Genomic DNA, 18,129 nt, shown 5'->3' with positions numbered 1-18,129 from the left:
AAGATAAGGAACAGAACAGATCAGAAAGAGATCAAATCACCCAACATACTAGCAATGCTTCCTTCCCAAATGCAACGAAGGTTGTGTTCTATTTCACGATTTTCATTTCAAGTATTATCCTTGTTGTGCTTCCTCTTCAACTTCGGTTTCAGCCTGAGCTGCTTGGCTCGCTGGAGTCATCAGCCCTTGAACTGCCCCCATAAATGGCTGAATCTGCTTAATCATGCCATACCCCATTTTGACCACAGGTGTAAACCGCTGGATCATGCCAAACAACCGCATACCCCCGCCTAACATACCTCCAATCGAGCCTGCACCGCCAAAGCCACCTAACAATGAGCCTAGCATAGGCATGAAAGAGGATACCCGGGCTTGCCTAGACGTTGAACGAGACATCGACCGGGATCGTACTTGCGACTTACGTGTGCTGTTCACCCGTTTACGGTTTCGAGAGGATGCTGTTTTTCTCGTAGCCCCTGCTTTAGGTTTGGTTTTGCGAGCACTGCCTTCAGATGAGGGTGCTGTGATTGCGGCCTGTGTAAGCTTTCCGCCCCCGGTAAGCACTACGCCTTCGCTGTTAACACCAGAGATGTACCCGACGTACGTCTCGCCATTATGAAGAGTCACGCAGACTGGGCGATCCTTGAGCCGTTTCACCCGGACGTGTATTTCATTGGTTTTAGCCATGGAATTCACCTCACTTGACTTGATCTACTTCAGTCTACGCAATGGGTGGACGACTTGCCTGTGCGAATAACACATCCGTGTGCCGAAAGCAGGAAGATTCTGACATGGCTCCTGCCTCAGATATGCTCAATATACATCTCATTCAAAATATGACCCATACGATATGTGTGCTCTGCCAATTCAGATTTCACATATGATTCAATATCACTTTTTTCGATACTGTACAAGACCTCAATTTCTTTAGAAAAAAGAAGGTGTCCCTCATTGATTTTCTGCTCCAACGAGTTTATCTGTTTGGGTTTCAGATCACCACCAAGCACCTGCTGAAGTGCTTGCACATATGTTTCAAGCGAACGGGCTCCGACAATTTTTATACCCTGGTTCTCTTCATTCACAATGATAATTGATGGGAAACCTCTAACGCCCAAACTAGCGACATTCTCAAAGTCTTCCTCTAATAACTCTTGTGCAGATTGCTGCGCAGCCGCCTCAACCACTTCTTTCCCATTCAAGCCCAGTTGATTGACGATATCCATCAGCACATCATCTTCTCCAATATTTCGATTAAATACAAACACAGCTTCACGCGCACGTCTTAAAAAGTCCTGCTCTTTACCAGGGTGCGTACTCTGAATGACCTTAAATACGCGAGATGGCGGATAGGAAGAAAGTATTGGATTATCGTGCCATAAGGAACCGTCGATAGGCATGCGTGAATGTTCACCCACTTCCTTCCAATGCTCTGCAACATCTGAAGGTTTTTGAATCCCGTTAGCGCCATCCGAGAAACCATTCCAGTTAGCCAGTAGCCCACCCATTTTAATTTGCAGCGTAAAATAATGACCGTATTCCTCAATAAACCGATGAAGCACAGGCTCAAGCGCCCAGCAGTGAGAGCAGATCGGATCTGTTGCGTAATAAAGAGTTATCCTTTTCTCAACGTGATTCAGATTGATTTCTTGCATCGCCTCTTCTTCGCTCACACCACATACGCCTGTTTCCAGATCACACATCATAGATTCGTTACTCACGTGTATCCCGCCTTTATATTGTCTTATGAATTGATTTTCTTGTGTTAGTTTGATTATAATGTCTACAATCTTCTGAACAAGTACGATTCTTTTTCTGACTTAGTATCAAAAAGTATACTATTGGAGGGTATCAAGTGAAATACGAGTTTAATTTTGATCAGTTATGTCCAGCGACTTATGCATTTCAGGTCATTGGAGGCAAGTGGAATCTTCCGATTCTGGCAATCCTCAGTGAAAATGACTGTATACGTTACAATGAACTAAAAAGAAGACTGCCTGGCATTACCGGAACGATGTTAACGAACTGTTTGAAGGATTTGATTCATTCCGGCATCGTGCATCGGGAGCAATATAACGAGGTGCCACCGAGAGTGGAGTATTCGCTCACAGAATCAGGCAAGGAATTGGTTCCTTTAATTGAATCCATGGTAATGTGGGGTCAGAAAAATATGAAAGCAGGCGTGAAGCAACAAGATATATAACTCCTGGCCTAATGTAACCCCTTAGCATAGATGTTCATTTTGAATCGCTCTGTACACTTTGTTCAACGACAAAAAGGCTATTTCACTGGACCATTATGTCCTTTGAAACAGCCTTTCCTTTATAAATACAAGACGGTCGCTTGTTTACGACGTGTACACATCTAACTATTCAGGTCGTCATCTTCCTCATTTCCTAAATACATAACCGTTTTTTCTCCCTCAACCAATCTAATGATCTGCTTTCGTAATTTTGAAGGAAATAAAGGTAGTTCGTATATATCTTTAATTTCAAGCCATTCAAATTCCACTTGGTTTTCGTCACTTGGCAGAATAGAACTATCTTGGTCTATCAAACCTATGTACTCGCATAAAAAAACAAAATCTACACGATGAAGAGCTTCACCGTATACCCCTTCAATTACGAATTCCAGTGATAACGGTTCTACATCTATTCCGATTTCTTCCGCAACTTCACGCTTCACCGCATCCGTCAGGGTTTCACCTGCATTCTGGCTCCCACCAGGCAGAATGTAGATGACTTCATCATTATCATCCTGCTTCATTGCAAGCATTCTCCCGTCTTTAATGATCAATGCTTTTGCAGAATTTCTAATCTTTCTCTCCATTACTAATCCCCCATATATATCTGTATCATGTTGTTGAAGGTTGATTCCATTTAACCTCACGATCTCCATGAAGAATATTTTAACACATACATCTAAACAAATTCTGAACAATCAAATCAACTCACTCTTGGCGACCTCCATGAAAGCAGCCATAGACGGAGAGATCCATTTTTCCCGATGCCAGAGCATTTGCGCAGAAAAGGATACATCTGATAAATCCCACGGCAGAGCAACCACTTCCCCTTCTCTCAACTCTTTCTTCAAAGCCATTTCAGGTAATAAAGCGATCCCTAGACCAGCCACAACACATTGTTTAATGGCTTCTACACTATGAAACTCCAGCTCTGTCAGAGCATCTGCACCTTTCTTTGTTATGGATTGGTCAAAATAAGTGCGATACGAACAGTTCTTTTCGGTCAGCAAAAAATGCTGTTTGTGGAAGTCATCAATAACTAACGCGGAACGCGATGCTAACATATGATCGGGAGAAACCACCATTTGAAAAGTCTCATCCTTTAAAAACTCTGAATGAAGGTCTTTGGAATTCATAGGCTCATCCAATACAAAGACGACATCGGCATGCCCTTCTCTCAGACTCGATTTAAGCTCTTGTCCAGACAAGGGGCGGAACAATAACCGCACACCAGGATAGTCCGCTCGGAAGCGTTTGAACAAGGCTGGAAGAAGATATGCACACAGCACTTCATCTGCTCCGATCACAACCGTTCCCGCCAATTCTCCGTGCTGACTGGATATGCACTTCGCTTCCTCTACATCGTTTAATATCTTAGTGGCGTACGGCAGAAACTGTTGGCCAGCATCCGTTAACACGACCTTTTTGCCTAATCGATCCAGCAATTTTACACCAAGCTCTTCTTCCAGCGATTTGATTTGCATGGTTATGGTAGACGGTACATAGCTCAATAATTCAGCAGTTTGACTAAAGCTGCAGGTCGATGCAAGTGTCCAAAAGGTTTTTAGCTGGCGTATTTCCATGAGTCAGGCACCTCCTAAGTTCAAAATAAATGAATGATATGTTCGATAACGTTTCGTTGAATTGATAATAGACGTATTGTAGAGTGAAATCAAGTTATTACTATTTTATAAGGAGAATCAATCTATGAACGATTATGAAACATATAACCTTGGAGATACATTACTTCAATCGGGACAACAGCTCCCTCGAGCCTTTATCGCTTACAAGACCTATGGAAACTTAAACGCGGCAAAGGACAATGTTATTGTTGTCCCAACATGGTTTGCTGGAATTCACACAGATAATGAATGGTTAATTGGAACGGACAAAGCACTGGACCCCAGTCGCTATTTTATCGTTGTGCCCAATATGTTGGGTAACGGATTATCGTCCTCTCCAAGTAATACCCCTGCCCCATATGATAAGAACAACTTCCCCCTCATCTCCATGTATGACAATGTGCATGCCCAACATCAACTCATCACTCAAAAATTCGGTATCTCCAAAATCAAACTTGTTGTGGGCTGGTCTCTGGGAGCCATGCAGGTTTATCAATGGGGAACCAGTTATCCTGAGATGGTCGAGCGTATTGCCCCCTTTGGCGGAACAGCAAAGAGCAGACCCCATACACAGCTGGTATTCGAAGCGATGATCGCGGCGTTACAGGCAGATTCAAATTATAAAAATGGTAGATATGAGCGCCCTCCGGTTGCCGGTCTCGCAGCGATGGGAAGAGCTTATGCTCCATGGGGGTTCTCGCAGGCGTACTATTTGGAGAAATTGTATCAATCGGAGGGTTACGACTCCTTGAAATCTTATGTAGAAGATTACTGGGATCAGGTATTTCTTCCCTTCGATGCTAACGACTTGATTACCATGTTGCGTACAGGAATCTATGGAGACATTAGCGATAATCCCGTAGATGACGGTAACTTCGAACAGGCGTTAAGCAAAATCACTGCTCCTGCACTCGTAATGCCAGGATCAAGTGACTTGTTTTTCACGCCAGAAGACAGTGCGTATGATGCTCAGCATATGCCAAACGCTGTGTATCAACCTGTAGAGTCCAAGTGGGGACACTGCTTTGGAATCGGAGCAAACGAAGAGGATTCACTCGTTATCGATCATCATCTAAAGCAATTTTTGGAGACATGAGTAAAAAAAGAAGGAGTACAAAGTAAAAAAAGTGCACAAAGCTCATTTATCTTTTCTCCACTACAACTCAAAAGTAAAAAAAGATACCAGTTCTCGTCAATAACCTTTATATCACGTTCCCCCTTTCTCGTTTAGAATATTTTCAAGTAAGCGTTATTGAAATATGACTGATAAGGGGGAAAAGAAATGAACAAGAAAACGAAAGCCTTAGTCTTGTCTGTGTGCATGTCAACCTTATTACTCGCAGCCTGTAGCAATGGAAGCGGTGCCGATAAAGGTTCAACGATGGACACGGATTCCAACGAGGCTGGAACGACAACCATTCACACCGTAACATCAGAATACACTTCAGCAAAATATCCAAAGGGCGACGATATCACCAACAATGTATGGATTAAGCGATACAAAGAGAAGTTTAATATCAACGTCAAAACAGACTGGGTCAGCGATGAGTACGATACAAAACTCAATTTGGCTATCGCATCGAACGATCTTCCTGACGTATTCAGAGTTAATCCATCACAACTGAGACAGTTAGTCGAAGCAGATATGGTCATGGACCTTTCCGAGGTCTTTGATCAACACGCTTCAGATCGTCTCAAAGGTTACATGGAAGCAGATGCAGACAGTTACGAATCTGGAAAGAAGGACGGTAAGCTATACGGGATACCACAGATGCACTGGGGATTAATTGAACAACCAGACTTCATCTGGATTCGGAACGACTGGAAAGAAGAATTGGGAGTCCAAGATCCGAAATCTGTGGAAGACATCAAAAATATCGCACTAAAATTCATGGAAAAGCACGGTGGTTATGGTATAGCGGTAGACCAATCGTTGGATTACCTCAACCTGCTGGCCATTGCATGGAATGCGCATCCGGATATGTGGATGGAAGATAGCACTGGAAAACTCGTGTACGGCTCCGTGCAGCCTGAGATGAAAAATGCGCTGGCTGAGTGGTCAGAATGGTACAAGCGAGGCATCATTGATCCGGAATTTGCAATCAAAGACTTTAATGCGATGAACGCGGATATCGTAGCCGGCAAAGTGGGAATGCAGCCTTATTACCAATGGTGGGGTTATAATCCGGGTGTCGATACGGTATCCAATCTGGGTAAGGACGCCATCTTCTACCCTTATATCATCCCTACCGTTGATGGGAAAGAAGCCAAACAATCCATTTTCTTCGCCAACAACAATTATATCGTTATGAAAAAGGGATTTAAGAGCCCTGAAGAAGTGATCAAAATTTTGAACGACTATGCTTATATTGTGGATGAAGGCAATGGCAAGGAATCCACAGAAACGTTATCCGCCTTGCTGGACAACGATATTGCCCATGTTGTTGGAGCGTTCCGTGTACTTAATCCGAATTCCGATTACGAGCAATTTGAGGCGGTCTCCGCTGCCCTTCAATCCAAGGATACCAGTGGACTCACAACTTCGGGTATGTGGCAAAAATATAACAACAGTGTGGAATTCATGGATAATGCAACCCCAGGAGCAGTTGGTGATTATTTGCAACAAGGGGCTCCAAAGAATGCGTATGGTCTTGCCAAGAAAGTACTGGACAGCGAGAACTATACAAAGACATCCTTATGGGGTGTTACGCCAGAAATACTTTCAAGCTACGGCACAACCTTGGATGATATCCTGACCGAAGGTTTCACCAAGATCATTATGGGTAGCGAAAGTATCGATTATTTCGATGTTATTGTCCAGAATTGGCGTGCAGCCGGGGGCGATGACGCAACTCAGGCAGTTAATGAAGCCTACGGGAAGAAATAATCTCGTTTGTCACAAAGAGGGGACGAGGGTCATCTCTCCCCTCTATTTGATAGCGATTACATTTGGCGTACAAGGAACGGAGGAATATGTATGTTGAGAAAATGGAAGCAGCAGAGTCCTTACCATCTCATGTTGATTCCAAGCCTGGTCTTGGTCTTCATCTTTTGTTACATCCCTTTCTACGGACTTATTATTGCGTTTCAGAAGTACAATCCGGGCCTCGGATTCAACTCGCCATGGGTAGGATGGGATAATTTTACCCACATATTTAATCAGCCGAACTTCATAAGAACGATCTGGAATACATTGTACATGTCTGTCTTTAAGATTATCGGTGGTATAATCGTGCCCGTAATTTTTGCATTACTGCTTAACGAGGTACTACACAGTGGAATTAAACGTACATTTCAAACCCTTGTCTACATTCCGAACTTCCTCTCTTGGGTCATTATGGCCGGCATCATGCTGGATATCCTTAGCTCCAACGGCATTATCAATACATTTCTAAGTTTATTTGGTATTGCACCGATCTCCTTTCTTGGCACACCCTCAATTTTTCCTTGGACGATGATTGTGAGTGACATATGGAAAGGTTTCGGGTTTGGCACGGTTGTTTATTTGGCAGCCCTGACCAGTATTGATCCGGGACTTTACGAAGCCGCAGTGATCGACGGAGCGAAACGGTGGAAACAGACCATCTACATTACGTTGCCTCTCCTCATGCCAACCATTGTTTTAATGACCGTACTTTCACTTGGAAACGTACTCAATGCTGGCTTTGACCAAATCTATAATCTCTACTCCCCTGTTGTCTATCAGACGGGTGATATTATTGATACCTATGTCTACCGTTTAGGAATTCAACAAGCACAGTATTCAATTGGTACCGCTGTCGGGTTATTCAAATCGATCATTTCCAGTGTCCTCGTTGCTGTATCGTACATTTTGGCTTACAGAGTGGCTGGTTATCGTATCTTCTAAGAAGGAGGAACTTACATTATGATCTATGATAAAAGTATGAGCAGGCGTGTATTTCTTATCATAAACTACACCATATTGCTTCTAATCTCTCTCCTATGTATCCTGCCGTTTATCAACTTGCTGGCTGTTTCATTCAGCAGCAGCGCAGCTGTATCTGCGGGGAGTGTCACGTTCTGGCCTGTGGAATTTACGACAAAAGCCTATGAATTTGCATTAACTGGAGGATCATTTTTCTCCTCTCTCTGGGTAGCCATTCAACGAACCGTTATCGGAACGTTGGTGAATCTGGTTCTGATCGTACTCACGGCTTATCCCCTCTCCAAATCAAAACAAAAATTGATGGGGCGTAATATCTATATGGGATTTTTCATAATAACCATGTTATTCAGTGGAGGTCTAATTCCAACCTATCTCGTGGTCGTCAAAATGGGACTAATCGATTCCATATGGTCTCTGATCCTGCCTGGAGCTCTCCCCGTATTCAGTATGATTATCCTCATGAATTTCATTCGGGGGCTGCCCGAGGAGATTGAAGAATCAGCAATTATCGATGGTGCTGGGCCTGTACAAGTATTGCTTCGTATTCTACTCCCACTTCTCAAGCCCGCTCTCGCTACGGTTGGTTTGTTCAGTATCGTCGCTCACTGGAATTCCTGGTTCGATGGCATTATCTATATGAACAATCCAGCCAATTATCCATTACAAAGTTACCTCCAGACCCTCCTGCAAAGTTTTGAGCAAATCATGCTGAAATCTGGGTCAGATTATACGCAGCTGTTGTCCATGATGAATGCCAGAACGGGGCGCGCCGCTCAAATGTTCCTGGGCGCCATTCCGATTTTGCTCGTGTATCCATTCTTGCAGAAATATTTCACCAAAGGTTTGGTGTTAGGTAGCGTCAAAGGGTGAACAAATGGGCTTGCAGTTCATACTGCGAGCCCTTTGTTTATATCTAAACTTATTTTTATGATCGCTGTACCGCATTATGAGATGCTTAAGTGAAAGCATGTATGACTATTTGGCTTCTAGGATGGCAGGCAGCAGAATGGAGAAAATGGTACCTTCACCTATTTTACTCTCCACCTGTATTCCATAGGGTTTCCCAAAATGAAGTTGAATCCGCCGTTGCACATTATGCAATCCAATCCCATTCGTTCCCGTACTTGCAGCGGGCTTCTCTTCCAATAGATTCTGCATCGTATGATGATCCATACCCACACCATTATCGCAGATCTCGATCACAACTTCATCCAGCTGTGATTGAATCCGAATGGTGATGGTTCCGTCTTCTTCCAGTTCGGCCAGACCATGAAAAATCGCATTTTCCACAATCGGCTGCAGGATCATTTTGGGCATGCGATAATCCAGCAGTCTATCCTCAACCTCATATCTCATTTGAATACAATCATAGTACCTGACATTCTGGATCGTTACGTAATTCGTTATATTATCAAGTTCCTCACGAATGGTTACGAGGGTTCCATCGGATTTTGTTGCATAGCGGAGCATCGAGATTAGTGCATCGGTCATTTCCACGATTTTATCAGCCTGCTGCATTGAGGCAATCCATTTCACTGACCCAAGTGTGTTATACAGAAAATGAGGCTTGATCTGGTCATGGAGCGCACGCATCTCGGCCTTGGCTTTCTCTATCTCTTCCTGCTGCATCCGTTCGACCATTCGCTTCAATTCGTGTGACATTCTGTTAAATCGAATGGATAAATGACCAATCTCGTCTCTTGAGCCAATAGGTTCAACTTGTTCAAACTGACCTTTCTCGACTAGAGCAATATTCCGTAGCAGCTTCTTAATGGGAGTTGTGATCACGTGAGATAAAAAGATGGATATGACGGCAGCAAAAAGAACAATGACAATGGCAAGCGTCACCAGATTACGACCCAATATTTTGCCATCAGCAGTCAGCTCATCCAAAGGCATATATAAGTACGTTGTCCATTTTTGCTGACTAAGGGGACTGGTCACCACGACATTTAGTGCTTCAGGCGGACGAACGTTGTCCCGGAACAGTGTCCCAATTAATCGTTCATTCACGTTATATACGATCTTGTCATCCTCATCAACAATCATGAATCTGGAGCGCAGCCCTTCCTGCAAGTTTCGATTGACGATTTCGATGAATTTGATATCAATACTGACAACAATCACGCCAAGCAGTTTTCCACTAGTCACATCATGAATTTTGCGAGCGTGTGACACTGCCAGTATTTTATTCTCCAATTGTTCATCGATTCGTGTTGTGAGGGTAATGGTTCGATCCTTATCATGCATGAACTTTTTAAACCACAATTCGTTTGCTACTTTGAAGTTTGGATCGATGGGTTGATGTGGACTGACAAAAAGGTCTTGCCCCCCGTTCATATTGTAGAGGTAAATGGAGAATACGCGATCTTTCATCATGATATAATTCATCAGAATATTGTATGCGGCAATCTCATGTTGTTCATCACCCTCTCGCAGGAAATCCTGGATCGGAAAACTCCCTTCATGAGTCGCAGACAGATTGTCACTAAGCCCATTGCTGGCTAGCAGCGAAATTTTCTCAATCTCCTTGAGGAACTCATCAATGCGAATATTCGTCTGTTTGGCCAGATCGTTTAGCAACGTTGTATAGTTCTGTGCCAACAACCGCTCTGAGGAGTAATACGAATTGATTGTCATCACCAATACCGGAAGGATAATGACCGTCATACAGATCACCATAATTTTGTACTTGATTCGGAAGGGCCGAACATGCTTCATATGCTGCACCTCTATTCACCGATTACATTCATCCCTGCTGTAATTCTCGATATTCCTCAGGAGTGACCCCTACCGATTTTTTGAAAATCTTACTGAAGTACGTGTAGTTATGGTAGCCCACCTTTTCTGCGATTTCATACACTCTCATTCCTCTGCTCAATAGATACGCCTTGGCATGTTCAATTCGAACTCGGGTCAAATACGTAATAAAGTTCTCTCCTCGTTCCTGTTTGAACACACGGCTGAGATACGACGGATTCACACTAATTTGGCTAGCGATACTTTGCAGTGAGATATCTTCCGCATAATACTTGTCGATCAATTCAGTGGCGAGATCGGTGTAAGTGCTTTCCTGTTTGATTTGGGAATCGGTTTGGAAGTAATATGCAATATGAGCAAGCATTTCTTGGTGGATATCCTCCCAATACTCTCCCTTTAGAACGATTTCATAGGGTGATTTTTCTGTTAAAGAAGGTGCACCTCTTTCCGTGGCTCGGGATAGATGGGAGTGTATCGTTTCCATTACCATGATATATTGCTTGCGAATGCTATTCTCATCCGCTAGCAGCTGTTCCAGATTGGATCGGATTCCTTCAAGGAACTCTTCCGCCTTTTGGTTATCTTTGCTTACCCACAACTTCAACAAATCTCGTTCTTGTTGCGGGCTTAAAGCCCCCTTAACTTCATGTCGATCTGGAGATTGAACCATATCATCGTAATACAACACCTGGTTGCTTCCTGTGAAGAAACTCTGTTGTAGAGCCGTTTCTGCCTCTTGGCAGGCCTTCCTGATGTGAAGGAAACCGGAAGTCATTCTACTTACCCCAGCCGTGAGTGATAGATTCATAAAATCCTTGATCGAAGACAGCAATTTATTACATAGTTTATTCAAGTCGGCGTGTACAGATTGGCTCTCAGGAAGTACATTGACAATCACCCAATATTCAGAGGAACTTTCAACAAAAATCTCTTTCTCCCACTTCGATGGAATGATCTCTTCCATAATGTTAAGAATTGAAAATCGGAGCAGCTTTTCCCCCTTCTCTACATATTTCCGCTTTGCATCCTCGTAATAATTCACGATGAACTTCATGACAACCAACTGGTCCGAACGTATACGAAAATGCAGTTCTGCCGCTTTGGTGACGATATCCTCCTCACTAATGAATCCGCTTACAATATCTTGGAAGAAACTATCCTTTAGATATCTTAGACTCTTGGAATAGTCCTGTGTTATAGAGGGTGTGTTGGTTGGGTGAACATGTTCACTTTGCAGTTTCTGTCCAACATTGCTTAGGAGGTCAATAAGGGAGGATTCGGTGATTTCACTTTTAATCAAGTAATCTGAAGCTCCAAGTTTTAGCGCCTCTTTCACATAATGAAATTCGTCAAAATTACTCAGGATGACATACTTACAGGTTTTCAGTACGCAGGAGGCCTCTTGTATAAGCTGCAACCCATCCATAATCGGCATCTTGATATCTGTAATAATTAGATCAGGCATCACTTCAAGCGCAAGGCTTAATGCCTCTTTTCCATTTCCCGCTTCACCAACAACATAGAAATTGTACTCTTCCCAATTCAGCATGGAACGAATTCCAACCCGCATGAGCAATTCATCATCTACGATCATCAGTTTATACATGCGTATCCCCCAACATGAACCATTTTTAGATATTTTACCATTAAACGAAAAATTGCGAAGGAGTCTCGCGAACCTTCTTGGATTGTAGAAATCATAAATATCACTTTTACAGAACGTATGTTCCTGTTATAATCAGATTAACGTATTTTGTGCAGTATATAATCTCTACCTGGAAAGGATACATATCATGAATTTATACAAATTTGAATTAACGGTGAATGGATATCTGTTACGCGTTCATTTTAGTGCATCAGAAGAAAGTGGACTGAAATGGTGCAAACGAATTGCTTCTGAATTCCAGAGCAACGTTGCTAATTTGGAGGTTAAAGTTGATATACATAAAAAGCAAAAACAAAAGCATGCACGGGATTATCACGGAAAGCCATATCTGTATGATCGAACTTTGAGGAAAAAGCCACTTGCGAAGAAAAATAAGGCGTCTGAATCATCTGCTGTTATGTAAAAGTGTTACAAGACGTTCTTGATACCAAAAAAGCCGCAATCTATTTATGCGACTTTTTTAAGGGATATGCTATTTTATAGTTCTCCAGTTTCTTTAGGTTTCCTTTCTCAATGCCTCAACGATGCTCGTTTGGTTTAATCGATACATCGGCCAAGCTGTAGCAACGAGTGTTGTTGCTATGGCACCTCCACTAGCAAGAACAATACTGGACCATGGAATGGCCCAACCTACGTCGACAGAACCTTTGAAGAGATAATGTATCCCATAGCTCAGTACTGTTCCGAGTATACTACCGTATACTGCAGCGTACACGCCGTATAAAACACCTTCCAAAAGGATCATTTTCCCTACATTGCGCTGTGTCATGCCAATAGCTTTGAGCACCGCAAATTCTTTGGTGCGTAGAATGAGATTGGTGCTGACGGTGTTCATTATATTCAGGAATGCAATAAGGACAATTACACCGATAAAACCATACAAAAAGATGCTTGCTGTGGTGGCATCGTTTTTGGCCTTTGCTCGCGCCATCACATTATCCATATAGCTGTAACCAGCGTCTTTTTCGGTTAGGGACTTGAGGTAATCCGTGATCGGCTTGTTTGAAATATCGGTTTTCGCAAGAATAAAGATCCTTGAATACGCATCGTTACCTGTAACTTTCTCTATGACTTCAGGTGTCGTAATGAGTTCAAGCATCGCGCTCTCATTATAATCTTTCGATAACACCCCTTGTTCAACGATCCCCGTCACCGTCAGTGTCTTGTATTTTTGATTCCCTCCCTCTAAAGTACGTACTTGGATGTGATCCCCAACCTTAAACTGGGTTTGGTCGATGATAATCTGTTTGCCTTCCTCCGTCGTTATAATTCGTAACTTCTGATTGAGAATGACGCCATTCTCCTGGTTCATCTTATCTTTGTCGATCGTACCAGCCGTTAGTTTGGATTTCAGAGCATCGAGTCCGTTATCTCCGTAAGATTCGAGGAAATTGTTGTCTGTTCGATACCCCTCTCCCTCTTCAACAGAATACATTCCCTTCCTGAGTTCATAGTATTTGGGATTGACTTTATCCTTCGGAAGAATTGCCATCACTTGATGGATATATAACTTATAAGCATGTTCTACTGCGTCAATTTTGACAATGTCTGAATATACGGAATCATCGATCCGCTTGGAATCCCCTTCATATTGAACTGAATAGGAATACTCGATCCCCGATTGAGACGTCTGTCCTAAGAATCCGGCCAAGCCGCTAAAGACAATAAATAGAATCATGCTGATCACTATGGAAAAGGCAGTGATGCGGAAACGCTTTTTGTTCCGCCTGATATTTCGACTAGCAAACTGCCCTTCGATACCTAACAGTTTTCCTAGCAGCATTGATTTTCGGACAGATGTGATGTCCTCCACCTTTGTGCTTCCCGAGCTATGAATCGCCTCAAGTGGGGATACCTTTGCAGCCAGTCTCGCAGGTCCGATTGCCGACAGATAAACAGTCAATAATCCCAGTACCCCGGCGATGATCAAAATTGGCAGGGAGATGACCATTTGCATATCATTCAGAAATCCCAACGCCAAAAAGCTGATGTTGTAAAACAGAAGTTTCATAAAAACAGTTCCCGTCAATAATCCAATAGGAATGGCAATTAGACTAAGTATTGTCGCCTCTTTGAGAACTAATTTGCGTATTTGTGATGGGGTAGCCCCAATGCACCGCAGCATTCCGAATTGGGAGGTCCGCTCCAGAACAGAAATATGAAACGTATTATAAATTACCGCACTCGTACAACCCATAATAATGATGATGATTGCAGCGAATGCGTATAGTAGACTGTGGTTTACACCTTCGTAGGTGCTTTCGCCATATAACTTGAGCAGTTCATTATTGTAATCGATCCGAACATTTTTAATGTCGATAGCCCTATCTAGTTTTACGGCAGAACCTTGATCCACTTTCTCAACATTTAATGATGATATGATAGCTTCTGTCTTTGGCTCGATTTGATCCATCGATTTCATTTTGACGTAAATGAAGTATTTTTTATCCGGTTTGATCGTTTGGTTATCATCATAAGTGATGGCCGGTAATATGAAGTTGGCCGACCAGGAACCCTTAGTGCCTGGGTTACTAAACCCGACGACGATAAATTCCCTCTCTGTTTGGGGGCGAAAATCCTCATCCTGATCCCAGCCGAGATCTCCCAAACCATTAATTTTTTTCATTTCCCCTGTTGATGCAACAATCCGATCTCCCAGATTTAACTTAATCGAATCACCCAGTTTCGGTTTCGTTGGAAAGCTATCCAGACTCAACGTAGGTAGGATAATTTCGTGAGAATTCTTGGGAAGTCTGCCCGCATCCAATTGAATCTGGAGTTTGCTCATTGCATCAGTGTTATAATTTTTGAGATTCAAATACCGATAAGGCGCAGCAAATGGATTTTCTCGCTTCTCTTTCTCACTCGTTTTACTAAGGACTGAATATCCTTCCCTACTAATAATTCCGGCACTCTCCACCGATGCATTATTGACAACTTTAGAGATGGCTTCTCCGGGTAATCCGTTAAAAGAAACATGGTAATCCCCGTACTCTTGAACGGTTTGCCGAACCACCTTGTCTCTGAAGCTGAGGCCGATGGTTCCGATGGCTGTAAGTAGTGTCACGGACAAAATAATGCCAACGATCGTTAGTATTGATCTTTTTTTCTGCCCTAGCAAATATTTTTGGGTAAGACTAGTATACTTATTCACGATCTCTCACCCCAGTTTGCTGCAAGAGTGTGCCATCTTTTATATTTACAACACGGTCCGCTCTCTGAGCTACATTCAGATCATGTGTGATCATAATCAAGGTTTGATTATACTTTCTGACGGAGTAGGTAAGCAGATCTACGATTTCTTTACTGTTCTTGCTGTCCAGATTGCCCGTTGGTTCGTCAGCCAAAATAATCGATGGTTTATTGATCAATGCACGTCCAATTGCAGTTCGCTGCTGTTGCCCGCCTGATAATTGGGACGGAAGGTGCTGCCTTCGATCGCTGAGTCCCAGCACGCTCAATAATTCCTCAAGATAACCCTCGTCCACATGTTTATTCTCAAGCAGCATCGGCAGTTTAATGTTTTCTTCCGCAGTTAACACCGGGATCAGATTGTATGATTGGAAAATAAAACCGATTTTGCGTCTTCTGAACACAGCCAGTTCATTTTCACTTTGAGAATACAGGTCCATACCGTCAATAATGACTTGGCCACTTGTCGGTTGATCCACTCCCCCGAGCAGATGCAGCAATGAGCTTTTGCCAGATCCGCTGGCGCCCACGATCGCAACGAATTCTCCTTGATTGACGGACAGATTAACATCTCTCAATGCTTCCACCCTAGCCTCAGCACTTCCGTATATTTTACATAAATGATCGGTCTTCAAAATTTCCACCTTGTTGTACCTCCAGTTGTATGATTAACATTGCTTGATTGTTATTATAGGTGTGGAAGCTTACGTTGAAGTGAAGAAGAAGCTTACATTATCGTAAGCTTCTTCTTAAGTCCTCTCTTTTTTGAAAAATGAAATTCTGAATGTTGTCCCTTCTTGAAGCACACTCTCCACCGTAATGATCCCTTGTTGTTCCTCAATGATCGATTTGGTCAAAGCCAGACCAATCCCTATACTGTTGGGCTTGTTATGGTTCTTTCCTTTATAAAATCGTTTGAAAATATGAGGCATATCATCGGGATGAATGCCTTCGCCTTTGTCATGGATAATGATCGTATCAAACAGTGCGTTTTCTTCCAAATGGATTTGAACCTCACCCTCTACTGGGGAGTGTTCCAGTGCATTTTTAATCAAATTTATAACAGCTTCCTTGAGCCATTCTTCATCTGCTTGCACAAACGCATTTTCACTACCGAGGATGGAGATCGTCTGCCGCTTCTGGTCTGCTACCGTCCGAAGTGAATAGACAACGCTCTCCACCATCTCCCTAAGCTCGATCCTTTCTTTTCGAAATCCAATTGCTCCCGCTTCGACCCGTGCCAGCTTCAGCAGGCTGATAATGAGCCATTCCATTCGGTCAAGCTGCTGCCGACTTCGTTCCAGAAACGTCATTCTCATTTCTTCTTTCATCCCGGGTTCATTCAGCAGATTCTCATTGAACACAATCAGAGAGGCTAGGGGTGTCTTGAGCTGGTGAGAAATGTCGGATAACAGATTGCGCAGAAAGGTTTTATCCTGCTGGAGTAGCTCCAGGCTGTTAGTTAGTCTTCCAGCCATCGCATTGAAGCTCCGGCCAAGTGAGCCGAAGTCTCCATCCTCCGTCTCAGGCAGTTTTTTATCGAATTGCTGTTCCACAACCTGCTCCGCTGCATGAGAAATCGTTCTGATTTTTACGAAAAATGTACGATACTCCCACAGAAGCAACACCATGAGTGGGATCAGGAACAACAATACTTGAGTCGCTGTTTTTAAGGGTAATGCTAGTCCTGAAAGAGCCGGCTGATCTTCTAAAGACATACCCGCCTGATATCCGTATTGTGCAAGGATACGTTGCCCCTCAGCAAGTTCATCGGCCTGGGCACCTTGGGTAACAAAGTGAATCACCTCATTCTCCAACTGGGGATCTTTCATTAACAAATGCCCGATTAGGGCACTATTCTGATTCACAATGGTTGTATTAATGCTACCGACTTGATACTGCATGTAAAAGAACATCACGAACGACAAAAGAACTTGCAGAGCAAGTACTTTAATGGCGATGGATTTCCACTCTGGATTTCGCATGACTTCAAACATGTTCATCTCCCTATAACTTCCACGTTCCATTTATATCCGATCCCCCGAACGGTTACGATATATTGTGGTGCTGCTGGAATATCTTCCACTTTCTCTCTTAACCTGCGGATATGGACAGAGAGCGTATTATCATCAATGAAGTCGCCCGAGAGATCCCAGAGATGATTCAGAATTGAACTTCTGCTGCATATCTGCTTCGGATGAGAGATCAACATCAATAGTAGTCGATATTCAAGCGCCGTCAGTGTAATTTCACTATTGTTTTTGAGTACAGTTCCTTCTAAAATACGCACCTGGATGTTATCGGATGTCCATAAGCTTACTTCTTGTTTTCCCTTGTTGTTACGACGTAATACGGCTTTAATTCGTGAAATAAGTTCTTTGGTTCGAACAGGCTTCGTTACATAGTCATCTGCTCCGAGATCAAGCCCTGCGACCACGTTAGCTTCCTCATCCAAAGCTGTCAAAAAGATAATGGGCACTTGCGACGTTACCCGAATCTCACTGCATAGTTGATATCCCGACCCATCGGGCAAAGTGACATCCAACAAAATCAGATCGATCGACTTTGCCTGCAGTGCCTGTCTAGCTTCTTCCAGGTTCCCCGCCACAACGATCTCATATCCTTCATTGGACAGAGTATATTGAATACCAAACACCAGATTTTCATCATCTTCTACGAGTAATAAGCGATTCATCGTACACCTCAGATCATGCTATTTTGAATTTGTATTTATTTCATGTTG

At 43.1% G+C, this 18,129-nt stretch carries 16 protein-coding genes; 6 read left to right on the top strand and 10 right to left on the bottom strand.

Features of this window, described 5'->3' with window-relative positions; all coding sequences use genetic code 11:
- Positions 1-114: 114 nt before the first annotated feature.
- Together MKY95_RS16055 and MKY95_RS16050 are read right to left on the bottom strand one after the other, a co-directional pair.
- Positions 115-687 (bottom strand): hypothetical protein, encoded by a 573-nt coding sequence (locus MKY95_RS16055; protein ID WP_339199786.1) that lies wholly within the window; start codon positions 685-687, stop codon positions 115-117.
- A 116-nt stretch (positions 688-803) separates the two neighbouring features.
- The gene (locus MKY95_RS16050) at positions 804-1,718 is read right to left on the bottom strand and encodes a DsbA family protein (RefSeq protein WP_339199784.1); all 915 of its coding nucleotides are present in this window, start codon (positions 1,716-1,718) and stop codon (positions 804-806) included.
- A gap of 134 nt (positions 1,719-1,852) precedes the next feature.
- Between MKY95_RS16050 and MKY95_RS16045 the strand changes: the two genes are divergently transcribed.
- Positions 1,853-2,200, top strand: a complete 348-nt coding sequence (locus MKY95_RS16045) for a helix-turn-helix domain-containing protein (RefSeq protein ID WP_221821145.1) — start codon at positions 1,853-1,855, stop codon at positions 2,198-2,200.
- Between the two features lie 161 nt (positions 2,201-2,361).
- On the opposite strand, the gene MKY95_RS16040 is transcribed toward MKY95_RS16045, so the two are convergent.
- Both MKY95_RS16040 and MKY95_RS16035 read right to left on the bottom strand, forming a co-directional pair.
- Positions 2,362-2,826, bottom strand: coding sequence for an NUDIX domain-containing protein (locus MKY95_RS16040; protein WP_339199783.1), 465 nt, complete (start codon positions 2,824-2,826; stop codon positions 2,362-2,364).
- Positions 2,827-2,937: 111 nt separating this feature from the next.
- Entirely contained in the window at positions 2,938-3,822 is an 885-nt protein-coding gene (locus MKY95_RS16035) for a LysR family transcriptional regulator (protein WP_339199781.1), read from the bottom strand.
- Positions 3,823-3,946: 124 nt separating this feature from the next.
- Here MKY95_RS16035 and MKY95_RS16030 point away from each other — a divergent pair, with 124 nt between their 5' ends.
- From MKY95_RS16030 to MKY95_RS16015, 4 genes are all read left to right on the top strand, one after another.
- Positions 3,947-4,957 carry an alpha/beta fold hydrolase gene (locus MKY95_RS16030; protein WP_339199779.1) on the top strand — a complete coding sequence of 337 codons (1,011 nt, stop codon included), beginning with the start codon at positions 3,947-3,949 and terminating at the stop codon, positions 4,955-4,957.
- A 186-nt stretch (positions 4,958-5,143) separates the two neighbouring features.
- Positions 5,144-6,748 carry a hypothetical protein gene (locus MKY95_RS16025; protein ID WP_339199777.1) on the top strand — a complete coding sequence of 535 codons (1,605 nt, stop codon included), beginning with the start codon at positions 5,144-5,146 and terminating at the stop codon, positions 6,746-6,748.
- Positions 6,749-6,838: 90 nt separating this feature from the next.
- The gene (locus MKY95_RS16020; protein WP_339199775.1) at positions 6,839-7,729 is read left to right on the top strand and encodes an ABC transporter permease subunit; all 891 of its coding nucleotides are present in this window, start codon (positions 6,839-6,841) and stop codon (positions 7,727-7,729) included.
- A gap of 18 nt (positions 7,730-7,747) precedes the next feature.
- Complete coding sequence (locus tag MKY95_RS16015) at positions 7,748-8,638, top strand: carbohydrate ABC transporter permease (protein ID WP_124114740.1); 891 nt, start codon at positions 7,748-7,750, stop codon at positions 8,636-8,638.
- 105 nt (positions 8,639-8,743) lie between these two features.
- Here MKY95_RS16015 and MKY95_RS16010 read toward each other — a convergent pair whose 3' ends face one another.
- Both MKY95_RS16010 and MKY95_RS16005 read right to left on the bottom strand, forming a co-directional pair.
- Positions 8,744-10,489, bottom strand: a complete 1,746-nt coding sequence (locus MKY95_RS16010; RefSeq protein WP_339199772.1) for a sensor histidine kinase — start codon at positions 10,487-10,489, stop codon at positions 8,744-8,746.
- A gap of 28 nt (positions 10,490-10,517) precedes the next feature.
- Positions 10,518-12,134, bottom strand: coding sequence for a helix-turn-helix domain-containing protein (locus MKY95_RS16005; protein WP_339199769.1), 1,617 nt, complete (start codon positions 12,132-12,134; stop codon positions 10,518-10,520).
- Positions 12,135-12,321: 187 nt separating this feature from the next.
- Here MKY95_RS16005 and MKY95_RS16000 point away from each other — a divergent pair, with 187 nt between their 5' ends.
- Positions 12,322-12,597, top strand: coding sequence for a hypothetical protein (locus tag MKY95_RS16000; RefSeq protein ID WP_339199766.1), 276 nt, complete (start codon positions 12,322-12,324; stop codon positions 12,595-12,597).
- A gap of 93 nt (positions 12,598-12,690) precedes the next feature.
- On the opposite strand, the gene MKY95_RS15995 is transcribed toward MKY95_RS16000, so the two are convergent.
- From MKY95_RS15995 to MKY95_RS15980, 4 genes are all read right to left on the bottom strand, one after another.
- Positions 12,691-15,348, bottom strand: a complete 2,658-nt coding sequence (locus MKY95_RS15995) for an FtsX-like permease family protein (protein WP_339199763.1) — start codon at positions 15,346-15,348, stop codon at positions 12,691-12,693.
- Positions 15,341-16,030 carry an ABC transporter ATP-binding protein gene (locus tag MKY95_RS15990; protein WP_339199761.1) on the bottom strand — a complete coding sequence of 230 codons (690 nt, stop codon included), beginning with the start codon at positions 16,028-16,030 and terminating at the stop codon, positions 15,341-15,343. The genes MKY95_RS15995 and MKY95_RS15990 overlap by 8 nt, the downstream gene beginning before the upstream one ends.
- Positions 16,031-16,135: 105 nt before the next feature.
- On the bottom strand, positions 16,136-17,389 hold the full coding sequence (locus MKY95_RS15985; protein WP_339199758.1) for a HAMP domain-containing sensor histidine kinase: 1,254 nt from the start codon (positions 17,387-17,389) through the stop codon (positions 16,136-16,138).
- The gene (locus MKY95_RS15980; protein WP_339199754.1) at positions 17,386-18,081 is read right to left on the bottom strand and encodes a response regulator transcription factor; all 696 of its coding nucleotides are present in this window, start codon (positions 18,079-18,081) and stop codon (positions 17,386-17,388) included. Before MKY95_RS15980 ends, MKY95_RS15985 begins: the two co-directional genes overlap by 4 nt.
- Positions 18,082-18,129 lie beyond the last annotated feature (48 nt).

The organism is Paenibacillus sp. FSL P4-0176 (genome assembly GCF_037975265.1).
Classification (GTDB): domain Bacteria; phylum Bacillota; class Bacilli; order Paenibacillales; family Paenibacillaceae; genus Paenibacillus; species Paenibacillus amylolyticus.
This window is presented reverse-complemented; position numbering and strand designations above follow the sequence as displayed.

Excerpts from the sequence above, each read along its gene's own strand:
- MKY95_RS16055 (WP_339199786.1), bottom strand. The coding sequence starts at position 687 with ATGGCTAAAACCAATGAAATACACGTCCGGGTGAAACGGCTCAAGGAT.
- MKY95_RS16040 (WP_339199783.1), bottom strand. The coding sequence starts at position 2,826 with ATGGAGAGAAAGATTAGAAATTCTGCAAAAGCATTGATCATTAAAGAC.
- MKY95_RS16035 (WP_339199781.1), bottom strand. The coding sequence starts at position 3,822 with ATGGAAATACGCCAGCTAAAAACCTTTTGGACACTTGCATCGACCTGC.
- MKY95_RS16030 (WP_339199779.1), top strand. The coding sequence starts at position 3,947 with ATGAACGATTATGAAACATATAACCTTGGAGATACATTACTTCAATCG.
- MKY95_RS16025 (WP_339199777.1), top strand. The coding sequence starts at position 5,144 with ATGAACAAGAAAACGAAAGCCTTAGTCTTGTCTGTGTGCATGTCAACC.
- MKY95_RS16020 (WP_339199775.1), top strand. The coding sequence starts at position 6,839 with ATGTTGAGAAAATGGAAGCAGCAGAGTCCTTACCATCTCATGTTGATT.
- MKY95_RS16015 (WP_124114740.1), top strand. The coding sequence starts at position 7,748 with ATGATCTATGATAAAAGTATGAGCAGGCGTGTATTTCTTATCATAAAC.
- MKY95_RS16010 (WP_339199772.1), bottom strand. The coding sequence starts at position 10,489 with ATGAAGCATGTTCGGCCCTTCCGAATCAAGTACAAAATTATGGTGATC.
- MKY95_RS16005 (WP_339199769.1), bottom strand. The coding sequence starts at position 12,134 with ATGTATAAACTGATGATCGTAGATGATGAATTGCTCATGCGGGTTGGA.
- MKY95_RS16000 (WP_339199766.1), top strand. The coding sequence starts at position 12,322 with ATGAATTTATACAAATTTGAATTAACGGTGAATGGATATCTGTTACGC.
- MKY95_RS15985 (WP_339199758.1), bottom strand. The coding sequence starts at position 17,389 with ATGAACATGTTTGAAGTCATGCGAAATCCAGAGTGGAAATCCATCGCC.
- MKY95_RS15980 (WP_339199754.1), bottom strand. The coding sequence starts at position 18,081 with ATGAATCGCTTATTACTCGTAGAAGATGATGAAAATCTGGTGTTTGGT.